The sequence below is a fragment of the Streptomyces sp. NPDC054866 genome (assembly GCF_053610745.1).
In genome coordinates this window covers 260,958-278,703 of the sequence record NZ_JBSGZA010000008.1, presented here as the reverse complement: position 1 = coordinate 278,703, position 17,746 = coordinate 260,958, and the positions used below count along the sequence as shown (strand labels likewise).

General features: G+C 68.0%; 21 protein-coding genes and 1 riboswitch. Of the genes, 10 read left to right on the top strand and 11 right to left on the bottom strand.

Going from position 1 to position 17,746, the window contains the following annotated elements:
* Positions 1 to 86 precede the first annotated feature (86 nt).
* A complete protein-coding gene (locus ACWGI2_RS34370) occupies positions 87 to 1,070 on the top strand; it encodes a helix-turn-helix transcriptional regulator (RefSeq protein ID WP_453699725.1) in 984 nt (327 codons plus the stop codon).
* 69 nt (positions 1,071 to 1,139) lie between these two features.
* Here ACWGI2_RS34370 and ACWGI2_RS34365 read toward each other — a convergent pair whose 3' ends face one another.
* Positions 1,140 to 1,991, bottom strand: coding sequence for an alpha/beta hydrolase (locus tag ACWGI2_RS34365; RefSeq protein WP_453699723.1), 852 nt, complete (start codon positions 1,989 to 1,991; stop codon positions 1,140 to 1,142).
* A gap of 121 nt (positions 1,992 to 2,112) precedes the next feature.
* Between ACWGI2_RS34365 and ACWGI2_RS34360 the strand changes: the two genes are divergently transcribed.
* A complete protein-coding gene (locus ACWGI2_RS34360; protein WP_453699721.1) occupies positions 2,113 to 2,532 on the top strand; it encodes a winged helix-turn-helix transcriptional regulator in 420 nt (139 codons plus the stop codon).
* Between the two features lie 164 nt (positions 2,533 to 2,696).
* Positions 2,697 to 2,999 carry an immunity protein TriTu family protein gene (locus ACWGI2_RS34355; protein ID WP_453699720.1) on the top strand — a complete coding sequence of 101 codons (303 nt, stop codon included), beginning with the start codon at positions 2,697 to 2,699 and terminating at the stop codon, positions 2,997 to 2,999.
* Between the two features lie 87 nt (positions 3,000 to 3,086).
* Here ACWGI2_RS34355 and ACWGI2_RS34350 read toward each other — a convergent pair whose 3' ends face one another.
* Both ACWGI2_RS34350 and ACWGI2_RS34345 read right to left on the bottom strand, forming a co-directional pair.
* Positions 3,087 to 3,782, bottom strand: coding sequence for a hypothetical protein (locus ACWGI2_RS34350; RefSeq protein ID WP_453699718.1), 696 nt, complete (start codon positions 3,780 to 3,782; stop codon positions 3,087 to 3,089).
* Positions 3,783 to 4,126: 344 nt separating this feature from the next.
* Positions 4,127 to 4,837, bottom strand: a complete 711-nt coding sequence (locus tag ACWGI2_RS34345) for an NAD(P)-dependent oxidoreductase (protein ID WP_453699717.1) — start codon at positions 4,835 to 4,837, stop codon at positions 4,127 to 4,129.
* A 112-nt stretch (positions 4,838 to 4,949) separates the two neighbouring features.
* Here ACWGI2_RS34345 and ACWGI2_RS34340 point away from each other — a divergent pair, with 112 nt between their 5' ends.
* Both ACWGI2_RS34340 and ACWGI2_RS34335 read left to right on the top strand, forming a co-directional pair.
* Positions 4,950 to 5,633: a TetR/AcrR family transcriptional regulator gene (locus ACWGI2_RS34340; RefSeq protein WP_453398375.1), complete on the top strand. Its 684-nt coding sequence runs from the start codon at positions 4,950 to 4,952 to the stop codon at positions 5,631 to 5,633.
* A 47-nt stretch (positions 5,634 to 5,680) separates the two neighbouring features.
* The gene (locus ACWGI2_RS34335) at positions 5,681 to 6,463 is read left to right on the top strand and encodes a class I SAM-dependent methyltransferase (RefSeq protein WP_453699715.1); all 783 of its coding nucleotides are present in this window, start codon (positions 5,681 to 5,683) and stop codon (positions 6,461 to 6,463) included.
* A gap of 36 nt (positions 6,464 to 6,499) precedes the next feature.
* On the opposite strand, the gene ACWGI2_RS34330 is transcribed toward ACWGI2_RS34335, so the two are convergent.
* Both ACWGI2_RS34330 and ACWGI2_RS34325 read right to left on the bottom strand, forming a co-directional pair.
* Complete coding sequence (locus tag ACWGI2_RS34330; RefSeq protein ID WP_453699713.1) at positions 6,500 to 7,177, bottom strand: hypothetical protein; 678 nt, start codon at positions 7,175 to 7,177, stop codon at positions 6,500 to 6,502.
* Positions 7,178 to 7,372: 195 nt separating this feature from the next.
* Positions 7,373 to 7,972 (bottom strand): nitroreductase, encoded by a 600-nt coding sequence (locus ACWGI2_RS34325; protein WP_453699712.1) that lies wholly within the window; start codon positions 7,970 to 7,972, stop codon positions 7,373 to 7,375.
* A gap of 165 nt (positions 7,973 to 8,137) precedes the next feature.
* On the opposite strand from ACWGI2_RS34325, the gene ACWGI2_RS34320 reads away from it, so the two are divergent.
* The gene (locus tag ACWGI2_RS34320; RefSeq protein WP_453699822.1) at positions 8,138 to 8,596 is read left to right on the top strand and encodes a TetR family transcriptional regulator; all 459 of its coding nucleotides are present in this window, start codon (positions 8,138 to 8,140) and stop codon (positions 8,594 to 8,596) included.
* Positions 8,597 to 8,617: 21 nt separating this feature from the next.
* Here the strand turns inward: ACWGI2_RS34320 and ACWGI2_RS34315 are convergent, their stop codons facing one another.
* Positions 8,618 to 9,568 carry a GlxA family transcriptional regulator gene (locus tag ACWGI2_RS34315; protein WP_453699710.1) on the bottom strand — a complete coding sequence of 317 codons (951 nt, stop codon included), beginning with the start codon at positions 9,566 to 9,568 and terminating at the stop codon, positions 8,618 to 8,620.
* A gap of 71 nt (positions 9,569 to 9,639) precedes the next feature.
* Between ACWGI2_RS34315 and ACWGI2_RS34310 the strand changes: the two genes are divergently transcribed.
* The 4 genes from ACWGI2_RS34310 (at position 9,640) to ACWGI2_RS34295 (ending at position 13,223) form a co-directional block, all read left to right on the top strand.
* Positions 9,640 to 10,470, top strand: coding sequence for an alpha/beta fold hydrolase (locus ACWGI2_RS34310; RefSeq protein WP_453699709.1), 831 nt, complete (start codon positions 9,640 to 9,642; stop codon positions 10,468 to 10,470).
* Positions 10,471 to 10,543: 73 nt separating this feature from the next.
* Positions 10,544 to 10,735 (top strand): hypothetical protein, encoded by a 192-nt coding sequence (locus ACWGI2_RS34305; RefSeq protein WP_453398382.1) that lies wholly within the window; start codon positions 10,544 to 10,546, stop codon positions 10,733 to 10,735.
* A gap of 119 nt (positions 10,736 to 10,854) precedes the next feature.
* Positions 10,855 to 11,664 (top strand): class I SAM-dependent methyltransferase, encoded by an 810-nt coding sequence (locus tag ACWGI2_RS34300; RefSeq protein WP_453699708.1) that lies wholly within the window; start codon positions 10,855 to 10,857, stop codon positions 11,662 to 11,664.
* A 674-nt stretch (positions 11,665 to 12,338) separates the two neighbouring features.
* A riboswitch (cyclic di-AMP (ydaO/yuaA leader) is annotated at positions 12,339 to 12,495 on the top strand.
* 2 nt (positions 12,496 to 12,497) lie between these two features.
* Positions 12,498 to 13,223 (top strand): LysM peptidoglycan-binding domain-containing protein, encoded by a 726-nt coding sequence (locus ACWGI2_RS34295; protein WP_453699706.1) that lies wholly within the window; start codon positions 12,498 to 12,500, stop codon positions 13,221 to 13,223.
* Positions 13,224 to 13,312: 89 nt separating this feature from the next.
* Here ACWGI2_RS34295 and ACWGI2_RS34290 read toward each other — a convergent pair whose 3' ends face one another.
* The 5 genes from ACWGI2_RS34290 to ACWGI2_RS34270 form a co-directional block, all read right to left on the bottom strand.
* The gene (locus tag ACWGI2_RS34290) at positions 13,313 to 13,855 is read right to left on the bottom strand and encodes a GNAT family N-acetyltransferase (RefSeq protein ID WP_453699705.1); all 543 of its coding nucleotides are present in this window, start codon (positions 13,853 to 13,855) and stop codon (positions 13,313 to 13,315) included.
* Between the two features lie 72 nt (positions 13,856 to 13,927).
* Positions 13,928 to 14,632, bottom strand: a complete 705-nt coding sequence (locus ACWGI2_RS34285; protein ID WP_453699703.1) for a maleylpyruvate isomerase N-terminal domain-containing protein — start codon at positions 14,630 to 14,632, stop codon at positions 13,928 to 13,930.
* 7 nt (positions 14,633 to 14,639) lie between these two features.
* The gene (locus ACWGI2_RS34280; protein ID WP_453699701.1) at positions 14,640 to 15,491 is read right to left on the bottom strand and encodes a carbohydrate ABC transporter permease; all 852 of its coding nucleotides are present in this window, start codon (positions 15,489 to 15,491) and stop codon (positions 14,640 to 14,642) included.
* On the bottom strand, positions 15,488 to 16,441 hold the full coding sequence (locus ACWGI2_RS34275) for a carbohydrate ABC transporter permease (protein WP_453398388.1): 954 nt from the start codon (positions 16,439 to 16,441) through the stop codon (positions 15,488 to 15,490). Before ACWGI2_RS34275 ends, ACWGI2_RS34280 begins: the two co-directional genes overlap by 4 nt.
* A complete protein-coding gene (locus ACWGI2_RS34270) occupies positions 16,438 to 17,691 on the bottom strand; it encodes an ABC transporter substrate-binding protein (RefSeq protein ID WP_453699700.1) in 1,254 nt (417 codons plus the stop codon). Before ACWGI2_RS34270 ends, ACWGI2_RS34275 begins: the two co-directional genes overlap by 4 nt.
* Positions 17,692 to 17,746 lie beyond the last annotated feature (55 nt).

Sequence of the window (17,746 nt, the reverse complement as noted above, 5' to 3'; positions counted from 1 at the left end):
CGGTAGCCGTTGGCTTCGACGTCGTGCAACCGAGCCTCGCAGCAAATCACGACACCCTTGGTCATGTATTTCGATAGCGTTCTCGTATGCGCGCCGACCGCTTGGTTTCGCTGGTACTGCTGCTGCGTCAGCGCGGTCAGTTGACCGCGGACACACTCGCCCGCGAACTGGAGGTATCCACCCGCACCGTGCTGCGCGATATCGAGGCCTTGTCCGCCGCCGGTGTCCCGGTCTACGCCGAACGCGGCCGGCACGGCGGTTTCGCGTTGTCGCCCGGTTTCCGCACCGAGCTCACCGGACTGAACCACGACGAGGCCCTTGCCTTGCTGACCGCCGGATCGGTCCGCGGCGAGCAGACATTCGGCCTCGGCCCGGCGCTCGTTTCGGCCATGCGGAAGGTGGTCGACGCGCTGCCCGAAAGCCATCGGGCCACCGCGAGCGACGCGGCCCAGCGATTTCTCGTCGATCCGGAGACCGACCTGCTCTCACGTCGGCTGGTCACCGAGGAGGTGCCCGACACCACCATGCTCGTAGTCCGGCGCGCGGTGCTCAGCGGACACAAGCTGCGCATCCACTACGCGGCCACCGACCAGCCACCACAGTGGCGCACGGTCGACCCGATCGGACTGGTCACCGCACGCGACCGGAGCTACTTGCTGGCCACGAGATCCGGCGCGGACCGCACCTACCGGCTGTCGCGGGTGTTGGCCGCCGAGGAACTCCCCGAAGCGGCACAGCGACCCAACCGGGTCGATCTGGACCGGATATGGCGGGAACGCTCCGCGCAGTTCCTCTCCGGCAGCGACCACATCACCGTGCTTGTACGGGTGAACCCGGCGCGGCGGGAGGAGTTGCTGGACACCGCGCTGGCCATCCGCGCAGAAGAACCCGACGCGGACGGCTGGTTGCGGCTGGAAGCGACCTTCCAAGATTTACGACATGCCGAATGGGCCCTGTGGCAGCTCAGCACGGACGCGGAAGCCCTGGCCCCGCAGTCGCTGCGCACCTCACTACGCAACCGCGCCACCGCGATTGCCACCCGCTACGGAGATTCGGAGGGACGGTACTGAGGAACGATGGGGAACACGACCCATCGGACAGGCCCAGGGGCATGTATCGAATGTCGGCCGCTGCCCCGGTCATGCTGCAATCGCGTCCTCACCGGCCAGGAACGGATTCAGCAGCTTGAGCAGGGCGTTGGGTCGGTGCAGCGGGATGATGTGGCCACAGTCCTCGATGACGTGGCCGGTGAGGTCGTCGGTGACGGGTCGGAGTTGGCGTTCCAGTGCCGTGCCGACAGGTTGGGCGCCCAGCGCCATGGTCGACACCGTCAGGCGGGCGGTGGTGACGGCCTGCGAGATCTGCTGTGCGCTTTCCGGCAGGGCCCGGTAGTACGAGAACGCGCGGCTCAATGCGTGGCTGCCCGTGTATGCGTGGACAAAGGCGTCCCGGATGGTCGGGGGCACTCCGTCGCCGAGCGTGCCGGTGTGCAGGAACCAGTCGATGTAGGCGGCCTCGTGGCCTTCCAGTACGGTCTCGGCGAGGCCGGGCGCGGCGGTATGGAAGCCGAACCACCACGGAGGCCCGTCGGCCAGGAAGTCCTCGGCGCCGGGTAGCCCGCCCAGCACGGACTCCATGACGACCAGGCGTCGGACGAGACCGGGGTGGCGTAGGGCGAGGAGGAAGGCCGCCGGGGTACCCGCGTCGATCCCCACTACTGCGGCAGAAGACACGCCGAGCTTGGCGAGAAGCGCTGCGGCGTCCTCGGCCAGGGTGCCGGCGTCGTACCCGGAGGCGGCCGGGCTGCTCGCGCCGAATCCGCGCAGGTCCGGCGCGATGACGCGGTAGCGGTCGGACAGGTCGGCCATGATGTCTGTCCATAGCTCCCAGGTGTGCGGAAAGCCGTGCAGCAGCAGGACGGCCGGGCCAGATCCGGCGAGGGCAACGTTGAGTTCGACACCGTTTACAGGGACGCGTCGCAGTTCGGGCATGGAGGGACTCCAGGGGTGGGGAGAGCCGGGGTGGGGTGGTGAGGAATGGTGACAGGGTCACGCTAGGGAACTAGCCTGGTCCTTCCAAGACGGCACTTTCCCATCAGGTGGTGAGCCCCGGGTGACCACGTCCATGCCCGGCGAACCCGGTCGGCGGCCCGGTGAGCCCGGCGAGCGTGGTGATCTGCTGGACCCGCTCTGCCCGACCCGCCAGTTGCTCGACCGTATCGGTACCAAGTGGACGTCGATGGTGGTCAAGGTGTTGGCCGAGACGGATCCCGGCGAGCTCCGGTTCGCGGAACTTCGGCGTCGCATTCCGGGCATCTCGCAGAAGATGCTGTCTGTCACGCTGCAGAGCCTGGTCCGCGATGGCTTGGTCGCGCGCCGTGTGGAACCCACAGTGCCGCCCGCCGTCCACTACCGACTCACCGAGCTCGGCCTGTCCCTCGAAAGGCCGCTCTCCGCCCTGCGGGTCTGGGCCGAGACACACATGCCGGAGATCGACCGCAGTAACCGGCTCGCCGAGGCCCGACAGACTTGACGGGAAGAGCGAGGGTCACAGCCATGCCACTCCGCTCTCCCCCGACCAACTACCGGGGAGAATGCGGAAGTTGCCACGCCTGCTCAGACTCGTCGCTCGACCGACCCACAGGATTCATCAGCCGCCATGAGACAACACGGAGAAAGTCAGCACATCTCAGTTGATTGCCACTGAGACTTCAGGCCTGGTTCGCTGAGCACAAGGAACGCTTGCGCTCCCGCGGAATTACCTCTGACCTCCAGCGGTCGCCCGACGATGACCGAGACAAGACCAGCGCGTGGATGGCGCTCGAAACCGATGCCCGTTTCGCCGTTCTCATCGTCTGGAGCAGCGGGGAAGCCGAACTTGAGTATGGGGACGTGGCAACCGACCTGGTTCGACAGCAGCATCGTGATCTCCGTACCTTTCCGGACCTCCTCGACGCCATCGAGACCATCTACGAATGGATCCACCCGAAGAGCGAGTAGTCCCCTGAGCCAGCCATCTCCGACAGGCGGACACGCAGACAGGCGGGCAAGCGGACGGAGATCCCGTCTCTGCGGGGCGGTGGGATGTCAAACTGCCATGCGTAGCCAGGTGTTCCCTGCTCGAAGCCAGAGGGAGCCGTCACGGCCTTGGCAGCAGCGCGCTACGACTCGGTCGGGCACCCGAATTCTGCGGCGGCTGGTCACTTGCCAGGTGGTGCCGTCGAGTTCGGCACGTGTGAGCTCGACGGATCGCTTGTTGTGGTCCCTGCGGGAGAACATCGCTCGGTTGCCTCGGACCGCGAAGCCGTCCGGAGCGGGGACAGGGCTGCGGTAGCTGACGACGTCGCCGGTGGATGGAGTGATCTGCGTCAGGTAGGTGCCGCCTCTGCTGTTGCCGGAGTACCAAACGAGCCATACCTGTTTGTTCTCGGTCGCGGCGGTGCAGCCCTGCAGTGGGTGGTCGGGCAGCCGTCCCTCGGGAGTCCAGGACGCCTGGCCCAGGGTGTTCCAGCCCGCGAGGCCCGCTCCCGACTCCGGGTGGCCGCCGTATATGCCCTCATCTCCGTAGGCCGTCCAGATTCCTCCGTCGGCATCGGTGACCAGGGCAGGTATGTCATCGCCGACACAGAACTCGGCTTCAGGCGTACCCGTTGGGGAGAACACCACAGCGTTGGGTCTCCAGAATTCCTCGGGCTCGTTCCGGAACGTACGGCCGCTCACCAGCAGGAGTCGGGAATCCGGGAGCAGGGCCAAGTGGCTGGGGCGAATCCGGATGTCCTTCACCAGGGTGCGCTGCTCCCTTTGGCCCGTGACGGTGACCAACTCACCGGTGAACGGGATTTCCGGCCGCCACCCGGGCCAACCCTTGACGTAACGGCTGCGATCAAGGTGCCGCCGGTGCACCAACAGGACCGCTAGCTCTCCGGCCGCCCCGACACTCCACCAAAGCGCCCGGCGTCCCCGAACGGCATCAGCAGTGGGAAGCCGCCACACTTCGTGCGTCTCGGCATCGGAACGAGCAGTCATACGACGGGAATTCATTGGCAGTCGCCTCTAGGACTCCGGGAGCTGAGCCGCCCGAAGAGCGCTACCTTACCGTCACGGTCGAGTTGTGCCTCGAAGTCGGCTCATGGTCGTGAGCCGTCCGCGTGGGCGAGTGCGCTGGGGGTGCGGCAGCCGACGATCGCCGGTGCCTCCTGGGCGAGTGTGTCGTCGGTGAGCGCCTCCACCATGAACAGTGCGAAGTCAACTCGGCGTGTCAGGTTGCTGGCCAGCACCGCGTCACCCACGTGCCGGCTCCACACGGGCAGGCCCTGGCTCTCGCCCTCCTCCAGGGTGCTGCCACGTACCACCGTCCACCGGGTGTCGCTGGCGAACACGCGGCGGCACGCCTCCACTTGGTCGTCCAGCTCGACGGCGCGGACGAGCTTGGCCAGCACAGCGGCGATGCGGACGGCCGCCCGGAACGTCCACGAGTACGTGTCCTTGCCGTCGCGTGTGATGTGCCAGCCGCAGGAGAAGACCAGGCTCGCGCCCGGCCGTGCGTGGTCGAGCACCGCCTGCGCCGTGCCCGACGCGTACTGCTGCACACCCCAGGGCGCCAGCACCGTCAGTACCCCGTCGCACCCGGCGACCGCTCGGCGGATCACGTCCGGGTCGTTCGTCGGCCCGGGGACGATGGTCATCCGGCCTTCGAACTCGGCCAGCTTCGGCACGCTGCGCTCCCGGCAGACGCCGACGACCTCGTAACCCCGTTCCAGGGCGTGCCGGACCATGTACTGCCCGAGCTTCCCCGAAGCTCCGACGATGCAGACCTTCTTCATTCGCTCCGTGGTCATGGCGCAGCCCCTCCGTCGGTATGCCGCCCTTATGCTGTAAGGCAAGCTAGCCTTATGCTGTAAGGCAGTCAATTGGGGCGGGAAGAAGAGGAAGCGGGAGAGGGAGATGCGGATGCGCGACGGAGGCCAGAGTCGGCGCGGGGCGTCGGCACGCACCCCGCTCAGCCGCGAGCGCGTGATCCGCACGGCGGTGGCAGTTGCGGACGAGAAGGGCTCGGCCGCGCTGACCATGCGGGCCATCGCCCAACCTCTGGGAGTCGAGGCGATGTCGCTCTACCACCACGTCACGGGCAGGGAGGACATCCTCGACGGCATGGTGGACGCGGTGTTCGGTGAGATCGACCTGCCGCCGCGCGACACGGACTGGAAGAGCGCCATGCGCCACCGAGCGGCCTCCGCCCGTGCCGTGCTCCGGCGCCATCCGTGGGCCGTCGCCCTGATGGACTCGCGCACTCGGCCCGGCCCCGCGACCCTGCGCCATCACGACGCCGTCATCGGCGCGTTGCGCACCAGCGGGTTCTCCGTACCGATGGCCGCGCACGCCTTCTCACTGATCGACAGCTACCTGTACGGCTTCGTCATCCAGGAGCTGAGCCTGCCCTTCAGCAGCTCGGCGGAGCTGGACGAGGTCGCGGGCGCCATCCTGCGCGAGATGCCCGCCGACGCCTACCCTCACCTCACCGAACTCGCCACCGAGCACGCCCTCAAGCCGGGCTACGACTACGCCGACGAGTTCACCTTCGGCCTCACCCTCATCCTCGACGCCCTGGGCCCGGACGAGGATGCGAGCGCCTAGAACTGTCACTCTGGCCGGGATGCCGCACAGCGGCTACGTTCCCGCTCGTGGCAGATTCCTATGCGGGGCTTTCTCACCACTACGACCTGATCATGACGTCCGGCTACTACGACTACGACGCGTACACCCGGACCCTCCTCGATCTCATCCAAGACCGTCGAGTGCTCCTTGAGGTCGGAGTGGGGACGGGGCTGGTCTGCGAGAAGCTCCTGCGGCGGGCGGACACGGTCCTTGTGATCACCGGCATCGACCACACCGCGAGCATGCTCGCCCAGGCCAGGTCGAGGCTGGGCAGTCGCGTCCGCCTGATCCAGCAGGACGTGCTCCACATGGCACCGACCACCCAGAACGCCCAGTACGCCCAGTACGCCCAGTACGCCCAGTACGCCCAGTACGCCCAGTACGACGTAGCCTTCTCCGTCGGCGGTGTCTGGTACCACATCCACGACCAGGGCCAGAGACAGGGCAAGGGCCACACCATGCTGGGCAGCCATCTCCTGTCGAACGACGACAACTTGCAAGCCCTGGCCCACCTGCACGCCGCCCTACGGCCCGGCGGCATTCTGCTGCTGGCCGCCCAGGGCCCCCACGTCAACCACCACCGCGAACTGCCCGGCGGACTCCTCTACTCACAGCACACCCAGGCCCTGGGCGACAACCGGTTCATCAAGGACTACTTCGTCAGAAAGCACGGCCGGACCGTCGCCCACCAGCGCTCCCCTTACCGCCTCTTCACCCAGGACGAGGCCAACTCCCTGATGGAACAGGCCGGTTTCCGGCACGAACGCGTCAGCGACGACGGGCTCTTCCACCAGTACGCCCGGCGATGAAGCCCTCGCGCGTCCCTGGCTTGGTCCGGACGTGCTCTATTTGTTCGCGGGTGAGTCGAGGAGATCGGTGACGAATTTACGCAGGCGGCCTGCGCGTACGGGCAGTACGCCGTGGATGACCTGGGCGCCGTAGGCGACGGCTACGCCGGGCCCGGCGTCGGTGATCCAGCGGCTGCGTGCCGCGTCGCGCAGCCACTCCGGTTCGCTGTCGTGCTGGTGGACGTCCGGACCTGGTGAGTGCGGCAGCTTGTGGGTGAGTGCTGTGCCCGGCTGGAAACCGTCTGCCTCACCGGCCACCGCTCCGGTCCAGACGCCGTCGTGGGAGGTGGTCTCGATGTAGAACTCTCCCCCGGTGTCCGCCTCTTCGAGTACGACACCTATACGACCGATCCGGTGCGGGATGGTGCTGAGGGCGGGGATGCCGTCGAGGTGCGTAGGGACTCGGCCGCCGGAGGTCAGTTCGGTGTAACCCCAGTCGGCGCACGCCTGGATGGAGGGCATGGCCCGTTGGATGGCGGGCAGGGCGCGTTCGGTGGCGTGCCGCAGGAGTTCCTGGGCGGATGAGGGGGCCAGGACGACTTCGGCCTGGAAACGCGGCGTCCAGCCGGTGGTGTGCTGCTCGTCGTCCATGATCTTGCGGAGCTGGGACAACTCCTCGGGGGTCAGGAAGTCCTCTACGGTCTGCAGGGCGAGCGTTTCGCTGATGTGGATCACGGGCTCTCCTTCGCAGGGGAAGCTACGGGCTTCTTCGCCCACCCTCCTGACGGACAGCGACCGGGTCCACGTATCGCGCCAGGCGCATCGGAGCACGCCTTGCCGGCTTGCGCGCCGTGCCGCGCTTGCGTACGTGGCCGCGGATCGCGCGGGAGGGGACGCCTTGCCGGCCAGAGCCAGGCCCGCACCGGCTGCCTAGTCGTGGAAGACCGTGGTCGCCGCGAGCGCGGCACGCTCGGTCGTAACCCGGTTCACCGGCGCGGTCTCGTCGGCGTAGCCGAAGGAGACGCCCACGAGCAACTTGCCCCCGCTGACGCCCAGTTCGGATCGGACGGTGTCGGCGTAGAAGCTCAACAGCCCCTGTGGGCAACTGTCCACGCCGTACGCGGTCATCGCCAGGAGCAGGGTCTGCATGTAGGCGCCGACGTCCGCCGCCAGCCGCGCCCCGCCGTCACCCGTGACGAAAACGAAAGCGGCGTGCGGCGCGCCGTAGAAACGCAAGCTCTCCGCGTCGTAAGCCGCGCGTGCCGCATGGTCGTCATGGCCGATGCCCAGCGCTCCGTACAGCTCGCTGCCGAACTCGGCCCGGCGTACCCGGTGCACCTGCGCGTACATGTCCTCGGAGTACGGAAGGTCCACCGATGTTCGCTTCTCGGCATGGTCCGCCTGCAAGGTATTCGCCAGGCGCTCACGCGCCGCGCCGCTCACCACCTCCACCTGCCACGGCTGCGCATTGGAGTTGGACGGTGCGGCACCAGCCAGCGAGAAGATCGCGCGTATGACGTCTGAAGGCACAGCCTCCGGACGGAACGCGCGTGTCGCGCGACGACCACGACGACTACGGCACCTCAACGGCGGGGACGTGGGGGCCGGGAGCGCATCCTGGCTGCCGCCGCCCAACTGTTCGCGACTCAGGGGATCAACGCGACCGGCATGGAACAGGTCGCGGAGGAAGCACCGGTGTCCAAGCGCACGCTCTACGCGCACTTCCGGACCAAGGGCGATCTGGTCATCGCCCACCTCCAGGACCTCGCGTCGTCGGGCGCCACCCTGGAGGGCGTGCTGACCCGCGAGGAACTCCCCCCACGGGAACGGATCCTGGGACTGTTCGACCAGCCCGTGGCGGTCGGTGCCCCGGTGCGCGGATGCCCCTTCATCGATGCCGCCGCGGAGTTCCCCGACCCGACCAACGCGGTCCATTCCTACGCCCGCGAACAGAAACTGCGGATGGTGGGGCTGGTCACCGCATTGGTGAAGGAACTGGGCTGCCGGGAACCCGCCGCGCTCGCCGAACAGTTGGTCACCCTCGCGGACGGCGCGGCCAGTCGTGCCATGGTTCTGGGAGAAGCGGACTACGGCCGTCACGCGCGGGCGGCAGCAGAAGTCCTCCTCGAACGCGCACTACGTGGCACGAGCTGACGGGCAGATGGTTGCGGTTGCTCACGTTTCGCTGAAGATCCGTCGGTACGCGCCCGGTGTGGTGCCCAGATGCGCCCGGAAACGGCGGCGCAGGTTGACCGCCGAGGCGAGTCCGACCCGGGTGGCGATGGCTTCGACCGGTAGGTCGGTCTGCTCCAGCAGCACTCGTGCCGCGTCGAGGCGCTGGGTGAGCAGCCACTGGCCCGGGCTGGTGCCGAGCTGTTCGGTGAACCGCCGGGCGAGGGTTCGGCTGGACAGTCCGGCGTGTTCGGCGAGGCGATCGAGGGTCAGTGGGGTGTCGAGGCGCGCGGTGGCCCACTCCAGCAGCGGCGCCAATGACTCGTCCGCCCTGGCCGGCGCGGGCTGTGCGGCGTACTGGAGTTGGCTGCCCTCGCGGTGGGGCGGCAGGACCATGTGCCGGGCGACCTGGGCGGCGTAGGCCGCACCGTGGTCGGAACGGACCAGGTGCAGGCACAGGTCGATGCCCGCGCCGGTCCCGGCGCTGGTCGCCACGTCGCCGTGGTCCACGAAGAGCACGTCCTGGTCCACCTGCACCTCGGGGAAGGCGGCGGCGAGTTGGGCGGTGTCACGCCAGTGGGTGGTGGCTCGACGGCCGTCGAGCAGTCCGGCCTGCGCGAGCACGAACGCCCCCGTACAGATGGCTACGATCCTCGCCCCGCGCTGGTGAGCGGCCCGCACTGCCTCGGTGACGGTCGTCGGCACGGGCGCGCCGGACGGTTGCCAGCCGGGGATGACCACGGTGTCCGCCTCTTGGAGGGCCGTCAGCCCGGCGTCGACGAGCATCGTGTAGCCGACGGTGGTCCGCAGGGGTCCAGGCGTCTCGGCGCAGATCCGGAAGCTGTAGCGGGCCGTCGCATCTTGCGGGGTGCGGCCGAAGCGCTCGGCGGCGCAGGCGAGCTCGAAGGGCGACTGGGGCGGGTTGAGCAGTGCCACTACCCGATGCGGGTTCATGGCAGGAATGTACCTGCCGGTGTCTTTCTGGACTCTGGGCCGGGCGGGCCGCCCCGGGTCACAGTGGTCCCATGAGCGAAACGGGAGTGCTGAGGACGGAAGTCCAGGTCGACGGCGAATCAGCGAGCTATCTGACCGTGGAGCAGGACGGCCCCGCCGTGTTGCTGCTGCACGGAACGTACTGGAGCCGGGTCTGGCTCCCTGTGATGGACCGCCTCGCTGAGGCGGGGCTGCGGCCTATTGCGGTCGACCTGCCCGGGCTGGGGCGCTCGGGAGGCGAACTCACCCTGAACACTGCCACGGTCCCGGCCGTTGCGGACTGGGTGACGCGGTTTGTGTCCGCCCTGAAGATCTCCGGGCCGATCGCCGTGGCGGGTCATGACATCGGCGGTGCCATCGCCCAGCATCTCCTCGTCCACGATCGGCTGAAGGTGTCCCGGCTGGCCTTGGTCAACTCGGTCGCCTACGACTCCTGGCCGGCGCCTCACGTGGCCCGGTTCCGGAGCCCGGGGGACGCCGCGGGGGCCACCGTCGACGACGTTCTCGACGCCCGCCGACGGGCGGTGACGGCGGCACTGGCCGGTGCCGCGACCGAGCAGCTGATCGCGGACTATCTGGAGCCGTGGACCGATGCGCGGGTACGCCGCTCCTGGATGGCCCTGGCGGGCGCGGCCGACAGCCGCTACACCCTTGATCTCGTGCCCGCGCTGCGGCGGTCCACGACACCCAAGTTGTTGATCTGGGGCGAGGAAGATGCCTTCGAGAGAGTGGAGTACGCCGAGCGGTTCGCCTCGGAGATGCCGAACACCACGCTCGTACGTGTTCCAGATGCGGGGCACATCCCCACAGAGAACGCGCCCGGCGGGATCGCCCGCGCGCTCGTCGACTTCTTCACCGCCTGAAGGCTGACGTCCCCGGGTTGGATCGTCACCCCCTCGCCAGGCCGCCGGCAGCCTCATGGATAGGGTCGGGGCCATGACATCCGAACGGCCCCAGACGCTGGCCATGGCGTTCCTGGACTCTCAGGAGATCACTACGACGGACTGCCGCCGGTGCGGCACCGAGGTATCGGGCGTCAACGGCCGCTACGCGTGCGGGGTGTGCGGGTGGGTCAACAACTGGACTGAAGGCCACAACGAACTACCCAGCGGCGACAGCGACATCTAGCGCTGTGCCGGTTCCGGCCGCGTGTACCTACGAGCTTCGACGCGGCCGAACTCGCTCTGCCCAGCGGGCCCATACGCCTTCCCGTGGCTCGCGCGGGTCCGGTCAGGGATCGTGGTGGCATGACGGAGCAGCGGTTCGACGTGTGGGCGGCCGGGAACGCCTACGAGCGGTACATGGGCCGGTGGAGTCGCCTGGTCGCGGATGAGTTCGTGGCGTGGCTCGGCTGCGAGGACGGTTTGCGGTGGCTGGATGTGGGCTGTGGCACGGGGGCGCTGACCGCGGCTGTGGCTGCGCGATGTCGGCCGCGGCTGGTGGTGGGGTTGGACCGGTCCGCCGGGTTCGTGGATGCGGCCCGTGCCGCCGCTCCCCCGCCCGCGTGCTTCGCCGTCGCCGACGGGCTGTCGCTGCCGGTGCGCCAAGCGGGGTTCGACGTAGCCGTCAGTGGCTTGGTGCTCAACTTCCTTCCCGCGCCGGGTGCGGCGGTGGCCGAAGCGGCCCGGGTCGTGCGGCCGGGCGGGCTGGTCGCCGCGTACGTGTGGGACTACGCCGAAGGCATGGCGTTCCTGCGTCACTTCTGGCGAGCCGCGGTCGCGCTGGACCCGTCGGCCGCCGAGTTGGACGAAAGCCGGCGATTCCCGCTGTGCAGCCCGGACCGCCTCCGATCGCTGTGGACGGACGCTGGACTCGTCGACGTGGCTGTCGCCCCGGTGGAAGTGGCCACCGTTTTCGCCGAATTCCCTGACCTGTGGGAGCCATTCCTGGCCGGACAAGGCCCCGCCCCTGGCTACGTGACCGCCCTCGCACCATCCGCCCGAGAACATTTGCGTGACGCACTTCGCGAGACCGTGCCTACGCGGCCGGACGGTTCGATCGTGCTAGCCGCCCGCGCATGGGCGGTCCGGGGAAGGCCGGTCCGCGCCAGCGCCTGAGAGCGCCGGCGCGTGTCCAGGAGCGGGCGAAGAGCCGGGATTCTCGAAATGCAGATCGCGTAGGGCACACAACAGGTCGCCCCCATACGGGGACTCAGCAACTCCAACTGCCGCCCCTCGTCGACAATGATTTCCCCATTTCGGCTCTAGATGCCGGGAGTTGCTCGATCTGGCGAGTGAGGCCGTGCGCAGACACCTCGGTGACGTCGGCCGGGCCCCAGCCGGAGCAGCTCCGCGCAGGCCACCATCCTCCACCAATTAGGCAAGATGTCCCCTTTGGCCAGAAAAGCGAACCTCACCCCATGTCCGTCTTGTCCATGAGGAGCGCTTTTGTGCAGCATTAGTAATGTATATAAAGCTGTGTCTGCATTGCGGGACACTCGTGCGAAATGGACGATCCGACGCGCCAGTAGGTTGCCTCCAGACCGCATCCAATTCAGTGGAATAGGTCACACCAACAGCTCGCGTCCCCCGGGGCGCCGCTGAGCGCACTTCCGTTCTGCGTAAAGAAAGTTGGGGCTATTTGATCAAAGAGGGCCAGCGGTTCTGACCGCCAAGGACTGGCCTCGCGCATTCCCTATTCGAATTCCGCTCTTGTTCCCTCCGGGCTTTCTCGCTTAACGTCACCGTCAATCCGGATGGAACGCCGAATCCTGCCGCTGTCCGGAAACCCTTCCCATCACTCACTTTCGCTCGGCAGGAGCGGGGGACCCAGGTAAGCCGCCGATCCGGATTCCGGAACGGCTCGGGGTGAAGTCGCATGCGCAGTGCGACCGGACATCTCCCGTCCGAACCCGACAGCTCACCTCGTAGGCGACGGAGAGGAATTCGTCATGCCTGCAAAGGGAAAGCACCGCCGTCCCAAGTCCAGCTCGCTCACCCGCGGCATCGCCGCCGCAGGCACGGGCGGGGCCGTGCTCGTGCTCCCGGTCCTCGGCGCGACCGCCGCCAGCGCCGCGCAGGCAGCCCCGGCCGCCAAGCCCGCCGCCGCCCCGAAGACCTACGTCGTCGCCGCGGGCGACACCCTCTCCAAGATCGTCCGCGAGCACTCGCTGAGCGGCGGCTGGAAGAAGCTGTACGAGGACAACCGCGACGCCCTCGGTGGTGACCCGGCACTGATCCACCCCGGCATCAAGCTCACCCTCGGCGAGAGGGCCGCCGCCGAGCGAGCGGACCGCTCCGAGCGCAAGGACGCCGCCGCTGCCAAGCCCGCCTCTGCCCCGGCGAAGAAGTCGTACACCAACGACCTCGACGGCTGGATCAAGGAATCGCTCGACATCATGGCCCAGCGCGGCATCCCCGGCTCCTACGAGGGCATCCACCGCAACATCATGCGCGAGTCCTCCGGCAACCCGCTGGCCATCAACAACTGGGACTCCAACGCCGTGGCCGGAACCCCCTCCAAGGGACTCCTTCAGGTCATCGCCCCCACATTCAACGCCTACCACGTGCCCGGCACCTCGCTGGACAGCTACGACCCGGTCGCCAACATCACTGCCGCCTGCAACTACGCGGCCGACCGGTACGGCTCGATCGACAACGTGAACGGCCCGTACTAGACCAGACCGCACCCCCCGTCTCGTCATCCCCTCTGAGCCCCGGCGCGCCAGACGCCCGGGGCTCAGGCCTGTCTACGGAGGCGGGCGGCCTAGCTCCGCGAGTCCTGCTTCCAGTCCTCTACGAGGAGCCCGAGCAGCACCTCGTCCATGAACTCACCCATCACCCAGGCCGAGGAGCGCAGCACCCCCTCGCGGACGAAGCCGTTGCGCTCGGCGGAGCGCAGCATCGCGGCGTTGTCCGCCAGCGTCTCGATCTGCAGCCGCTGCAGGCCACGTACGACGAAACCGTAGTGGCACAGCACCGCGACGACGTCCGTGCCGTAGCCCTTTCCGCGGGCGGACAGCAGCAGTCCGAGCCCGATGTGCGCGGACCGGTTGTGGTTGTCGATGCTCCACAGCGCCGCGGTGCCGACCAGCGTGCCGCCGTCCAGTTCCACCACGGAGAACGGGACGTGCCCCTGCTCGTCGTCGTCGACCACCAGCCGCGAGTCCTTCGAGCCGGGCGTGATCGGCCGCCACGGCCGGCCTTCGGACCGCGAGGCGTTGACCACGTCGTCGTAGAGCTCGGTCCGCAGGATCGGGATGTCGTCCTCGTGCCGGGCCCTGAGCCCGACCTTGCTGCCCTTTAGCATGCAGGCTTCCTATCCGAGACGGCTGACCGGCGGCAACCCCATATGCGTTCGTCCCGGTTGCGCGGTGGGCACTCACGCACCCTTCGTGCCGTACCAGCGCCACTCGGTGAGTCGTGGGCGATGAGGAAGGGCGGTGCGTCCCGTCGCCCACAGCAGGATCTGCCAGACGTCGAAGTCAATGGCGACGTGGGGAAAGAGCCTCCGCAGGACCCGTTCGCACAGCCCCCTCGGCGGCGACCACTCCAGATTCAGCCCCTGAGTGATGTCATGGGTGTGCACAAGGGTCTCAACGACGGCCATGGCGGCAAAGCCCTCTGGATCAGAGGGCCCAAAGACGTGGTGAGCGACGGTAGTTGAAGGTGCCGTGCGCAGCACGGACGCGAGCAGGCCTCCACACGCCTCCAGGATGGTCAGGAGCCCCTCGGGGCCCGAGGCCCGATCAACGAAGATGACGTTCTCCGGCCCACCGCTTCGGTCACTGCTCGTCCGGAACGGCAACCCTGTCGACGTCGGCGGCTCGGCGAGCCCGAACCTCGCGGCGTAGGTGAACAGATCGTCGGCCAGATGCTCGAGCGTCTCCCAGCACGTCCACTCGAGCGTTCCCGCCTTGGCCTCCCAGGCGGCGGGATCTGCGTCCCTCAGGGTGTCGATGGCCAGAGTGACGACCCGGCGCAGGTCTTCCCCGTCAACTGCGATGTCCGCGCTCTGCATGCGGAAGATCGTAACAACGGCCGACATCGTGAAAATGGCCGACGTGGTCGCCTTCGGCGTGGACACGGAGGAGTCAGTCGTCGATGCCCGAACGCTCCACCCCCGCCACGATCCACCGCTGGAAGAACAGGAACACGACGAGCAGCGGCACGATCGACACGGCGGCCGCGATGAAGAGTTCGTGCAGCCTGATCACTTGGGACGTGGTGAACGACGACAGGGCGACCTGCACCGTCCATGCGTCGCGGTCCTGACCGATGACCAGCGGCCAAAGGAACGAGTTCCACGCGCCGATGAAGACGATCGTGCCCACCGCCGCGAAGACGGGCCGGGAGTTGGGCACCACCACCCGCCAGTACGTGCGCCAGTATCCGAGCCCGTCGACGCGCGCCGCGTCCTCCAACTCCCGTGGGAATCCGAGGAAGTACTGCCGGAAGACGAAGCACGCGAAGGCGGAGAACAGCGTCGGGACGATCAGACCGCGCAGCGTCGACACCCAGCCGAGCGACGACACCAGGACGAACGTCGGGACGAAGGTGACGGAGGCCGGGACCATCAGCGTGCCGAGGATCGCGTAGAACACCTTGTTCGCGTGACGGTACGGGATGCGGGCCAGGCCGTAGCCGGCCAGCGAGGCCAGCAGCAGCGTGCCGAGCGTCGTCGCGACCGCGATGAGCGAGGAGTTGAGCAGGGAGCGCGCGAACGGCACGGAGGTGTCTTCGAAGAGCTCTTTGACGTTCCCCCAGCGCAGCGAGGAGGGGAAGAAGGTCCACTCGGGCGAGGTGATGTCGCTCTCGGACGAGAGCCCGTTGCGTACGAGGAGGTAGAAGGGGATCAGGAACAGGAGCGCGAGTGCTGTCAGCAGCGAGAGGCGTAGCGCGCGGCCGGCCCTGACCCTTGCGTCGTCCCTCGTGTGGTCTCTCATTCCGCCTCCTTCCTGCCGAGCCCGAACCACTTCGCCTGACCCACCGTCACCACCGCGATGATCAGGGCGAGCAGGACGGCGCCCGCGCTGCCGAGGCCGAGGTTCTGTCCCTGACCGAGCGCCGTGTAGTAGAGGTAGACGAGTGGTGGCCTGGCGTAGGGCGGGTAGCCGCGGGAGTCCGAGAGCAGGTTGTAGAACTCGTCGAACGCCTGGAAGGCGTTGATGACGAGCAGCAGCACCACCGCCACCGATGTGGCCTTCAGCTGCGGGAACGTGATGTGGCGGAAGACCTGCCAGCCGGGCCGCGCCCCGTCCACGGCCGCAGCCTCGTAGAGGGTGGGGCTGATGCGCTGGAGTCCGGCGAGGAAGAGCACCATGTAGAAGCCCGCCTGGAGCCAGAGCCGTACGGTGACGATCACGGCCCAGTACCAGGGCGGGTCGGTGGTCGAAAGCCACGCTATCTGGTCGCCGCCGAACCAGCCGAGGACGGTGTTGGCGAGCCCGAACCGCACGCCGTTGAAGATCGACATCTTCCAGATGAGCGCGGCCACGACGTAGGAGCAGGCCGCGGGCAGGAAGAAGACCGAGCGGAAGAACGCCTGGGCACGGCGCTGGCGGTGGACCATGAGGGCGAGCGCGAGGGAGAGCGCGTACGTCGCGGGCACGATGAAGAGCGAGAAGACCAGGAAGGTCCACAGGCTGTCGGTGAACGCCTCGTTCCGCAGCATCTCGGTGTAGTTGCCGAGGCCGACGAAGTCGTTCGGGGTGACGGTGTTGTGTGCGTCGAAGAAGCTGAGGTAGACGCTCCAGCCGAGCGGGATGTACGTGAAGACGCCCAGGCCGAGCAGGAAGGGTCCGACGAACACCCAGAACCAGAGGGTGCGGTTCTGCTGTCCCCACAACTTCCTTCGCCCGCTTGCCTGTTGTTCGCGAGGGGCTGCTGTGGTCACGACTTCTTCTTCACCCGGCCGAGCTCGGCGGACACCTTGCGCACGACCTTCTTGAGCTCGCCGTCGGGGCTCGCGCCGTCCTTGATGATCCGGCTCAAGGCATCTTGGTAAGCGCTCCTGCTGGCGGGGGTCCAGAGGAGGGGCTCGGCGTGGCCGTGGTCCGTGGTGTAGCGGACGGCGTCGGCCGCAGCGCCCTTGCTGAGTTTGTCAGCCTTCTTCGCCAGGGACATACGGGCCGGGATGTGGAATCCGTACGCGAGGGCGAAGTCCTCCTGGCGGTCGGTGCTGTCGATCCACAGCCACTTGAGGAAGTCCTTGCCGGCCTTCTGGTGCTTGCTGCGCGTGCTGACCGCGGCGGCGTACGCGCCGACCGGCACCGAGGGCTTGCCCGCCGCGCCGTCCTTCGGGAACGGCAGGACGCCGAAGTCGTCGCCGAGCTCCTTCTGCACGGTGGGCAGCGCCCACAGGCCCGACCACTGCATGGCGGTGAGCCCCTGGACGAACGCCGACGGGTCCGACCAGTCGGCGGGCGCGCCCAGGAGCAGCGACTTGTCGGCGTACAGCCGGTGGATCTTGCCGAGGGCGCGGGCGGCGGCGGGGTCGTCGAAGCCGACCTTGCCGTCGGCGGTGACGAGTTCGAGACCGGCGGCGTACAGGGGCGTGCCGCCCAGGACGCCGGCGCCTCCGTCGTTGCCCAGGAACAGGCCCTTCGTCTTCTTCGAGGTGAGCTTCTTCGCGGCGTCCACGAGCTCGTCCAGCGTCTTCGGCGGCTGAACCCCCGCGTCGGCGAGCAGGCTCTTGCGGTAGTAGAGCATCTGCATGTCGATGACTTGCGGGATGCCCCAGATCCTGCCGTCGTACGTCTTCGGGGCGAGGACGGCCGGGTTGAAGTCGCCCTTGACACCGTCGAACAGCTCGGTCAGGTCGGCGACCTGCTTGCCCTGGATCTGGTCGAGGGACGGGCCGTTGACCTCGAAGACGTCGGGGCCCGAGTCGGTGAGGAGTGCGGCCGCGGTCTGCTCGTCGTAGTTGCCGGGTCGCCACTGGACGGTGACGTTCGCCTTCTTGTAGGCGGCGGCGTACTTCTTCACGGCCTGCTCGGTGCCCTGCTCGCCGTACTGGTGGTACCACTGCGACAGCTTCGGCCCGTCGCCCGAACCACCGTCGTCCCGGCCCGTGTTGGAGCCACATGCGCTCAGCAGCCCCAACACGGCGCCCGCCCCGAGCAGTCCCCTGCGGTTGATCGTCATAGGTCGTCCCCCTGTTCGCTGTACGGCTGGTCCCGACGGCCCAACGATCAACCAT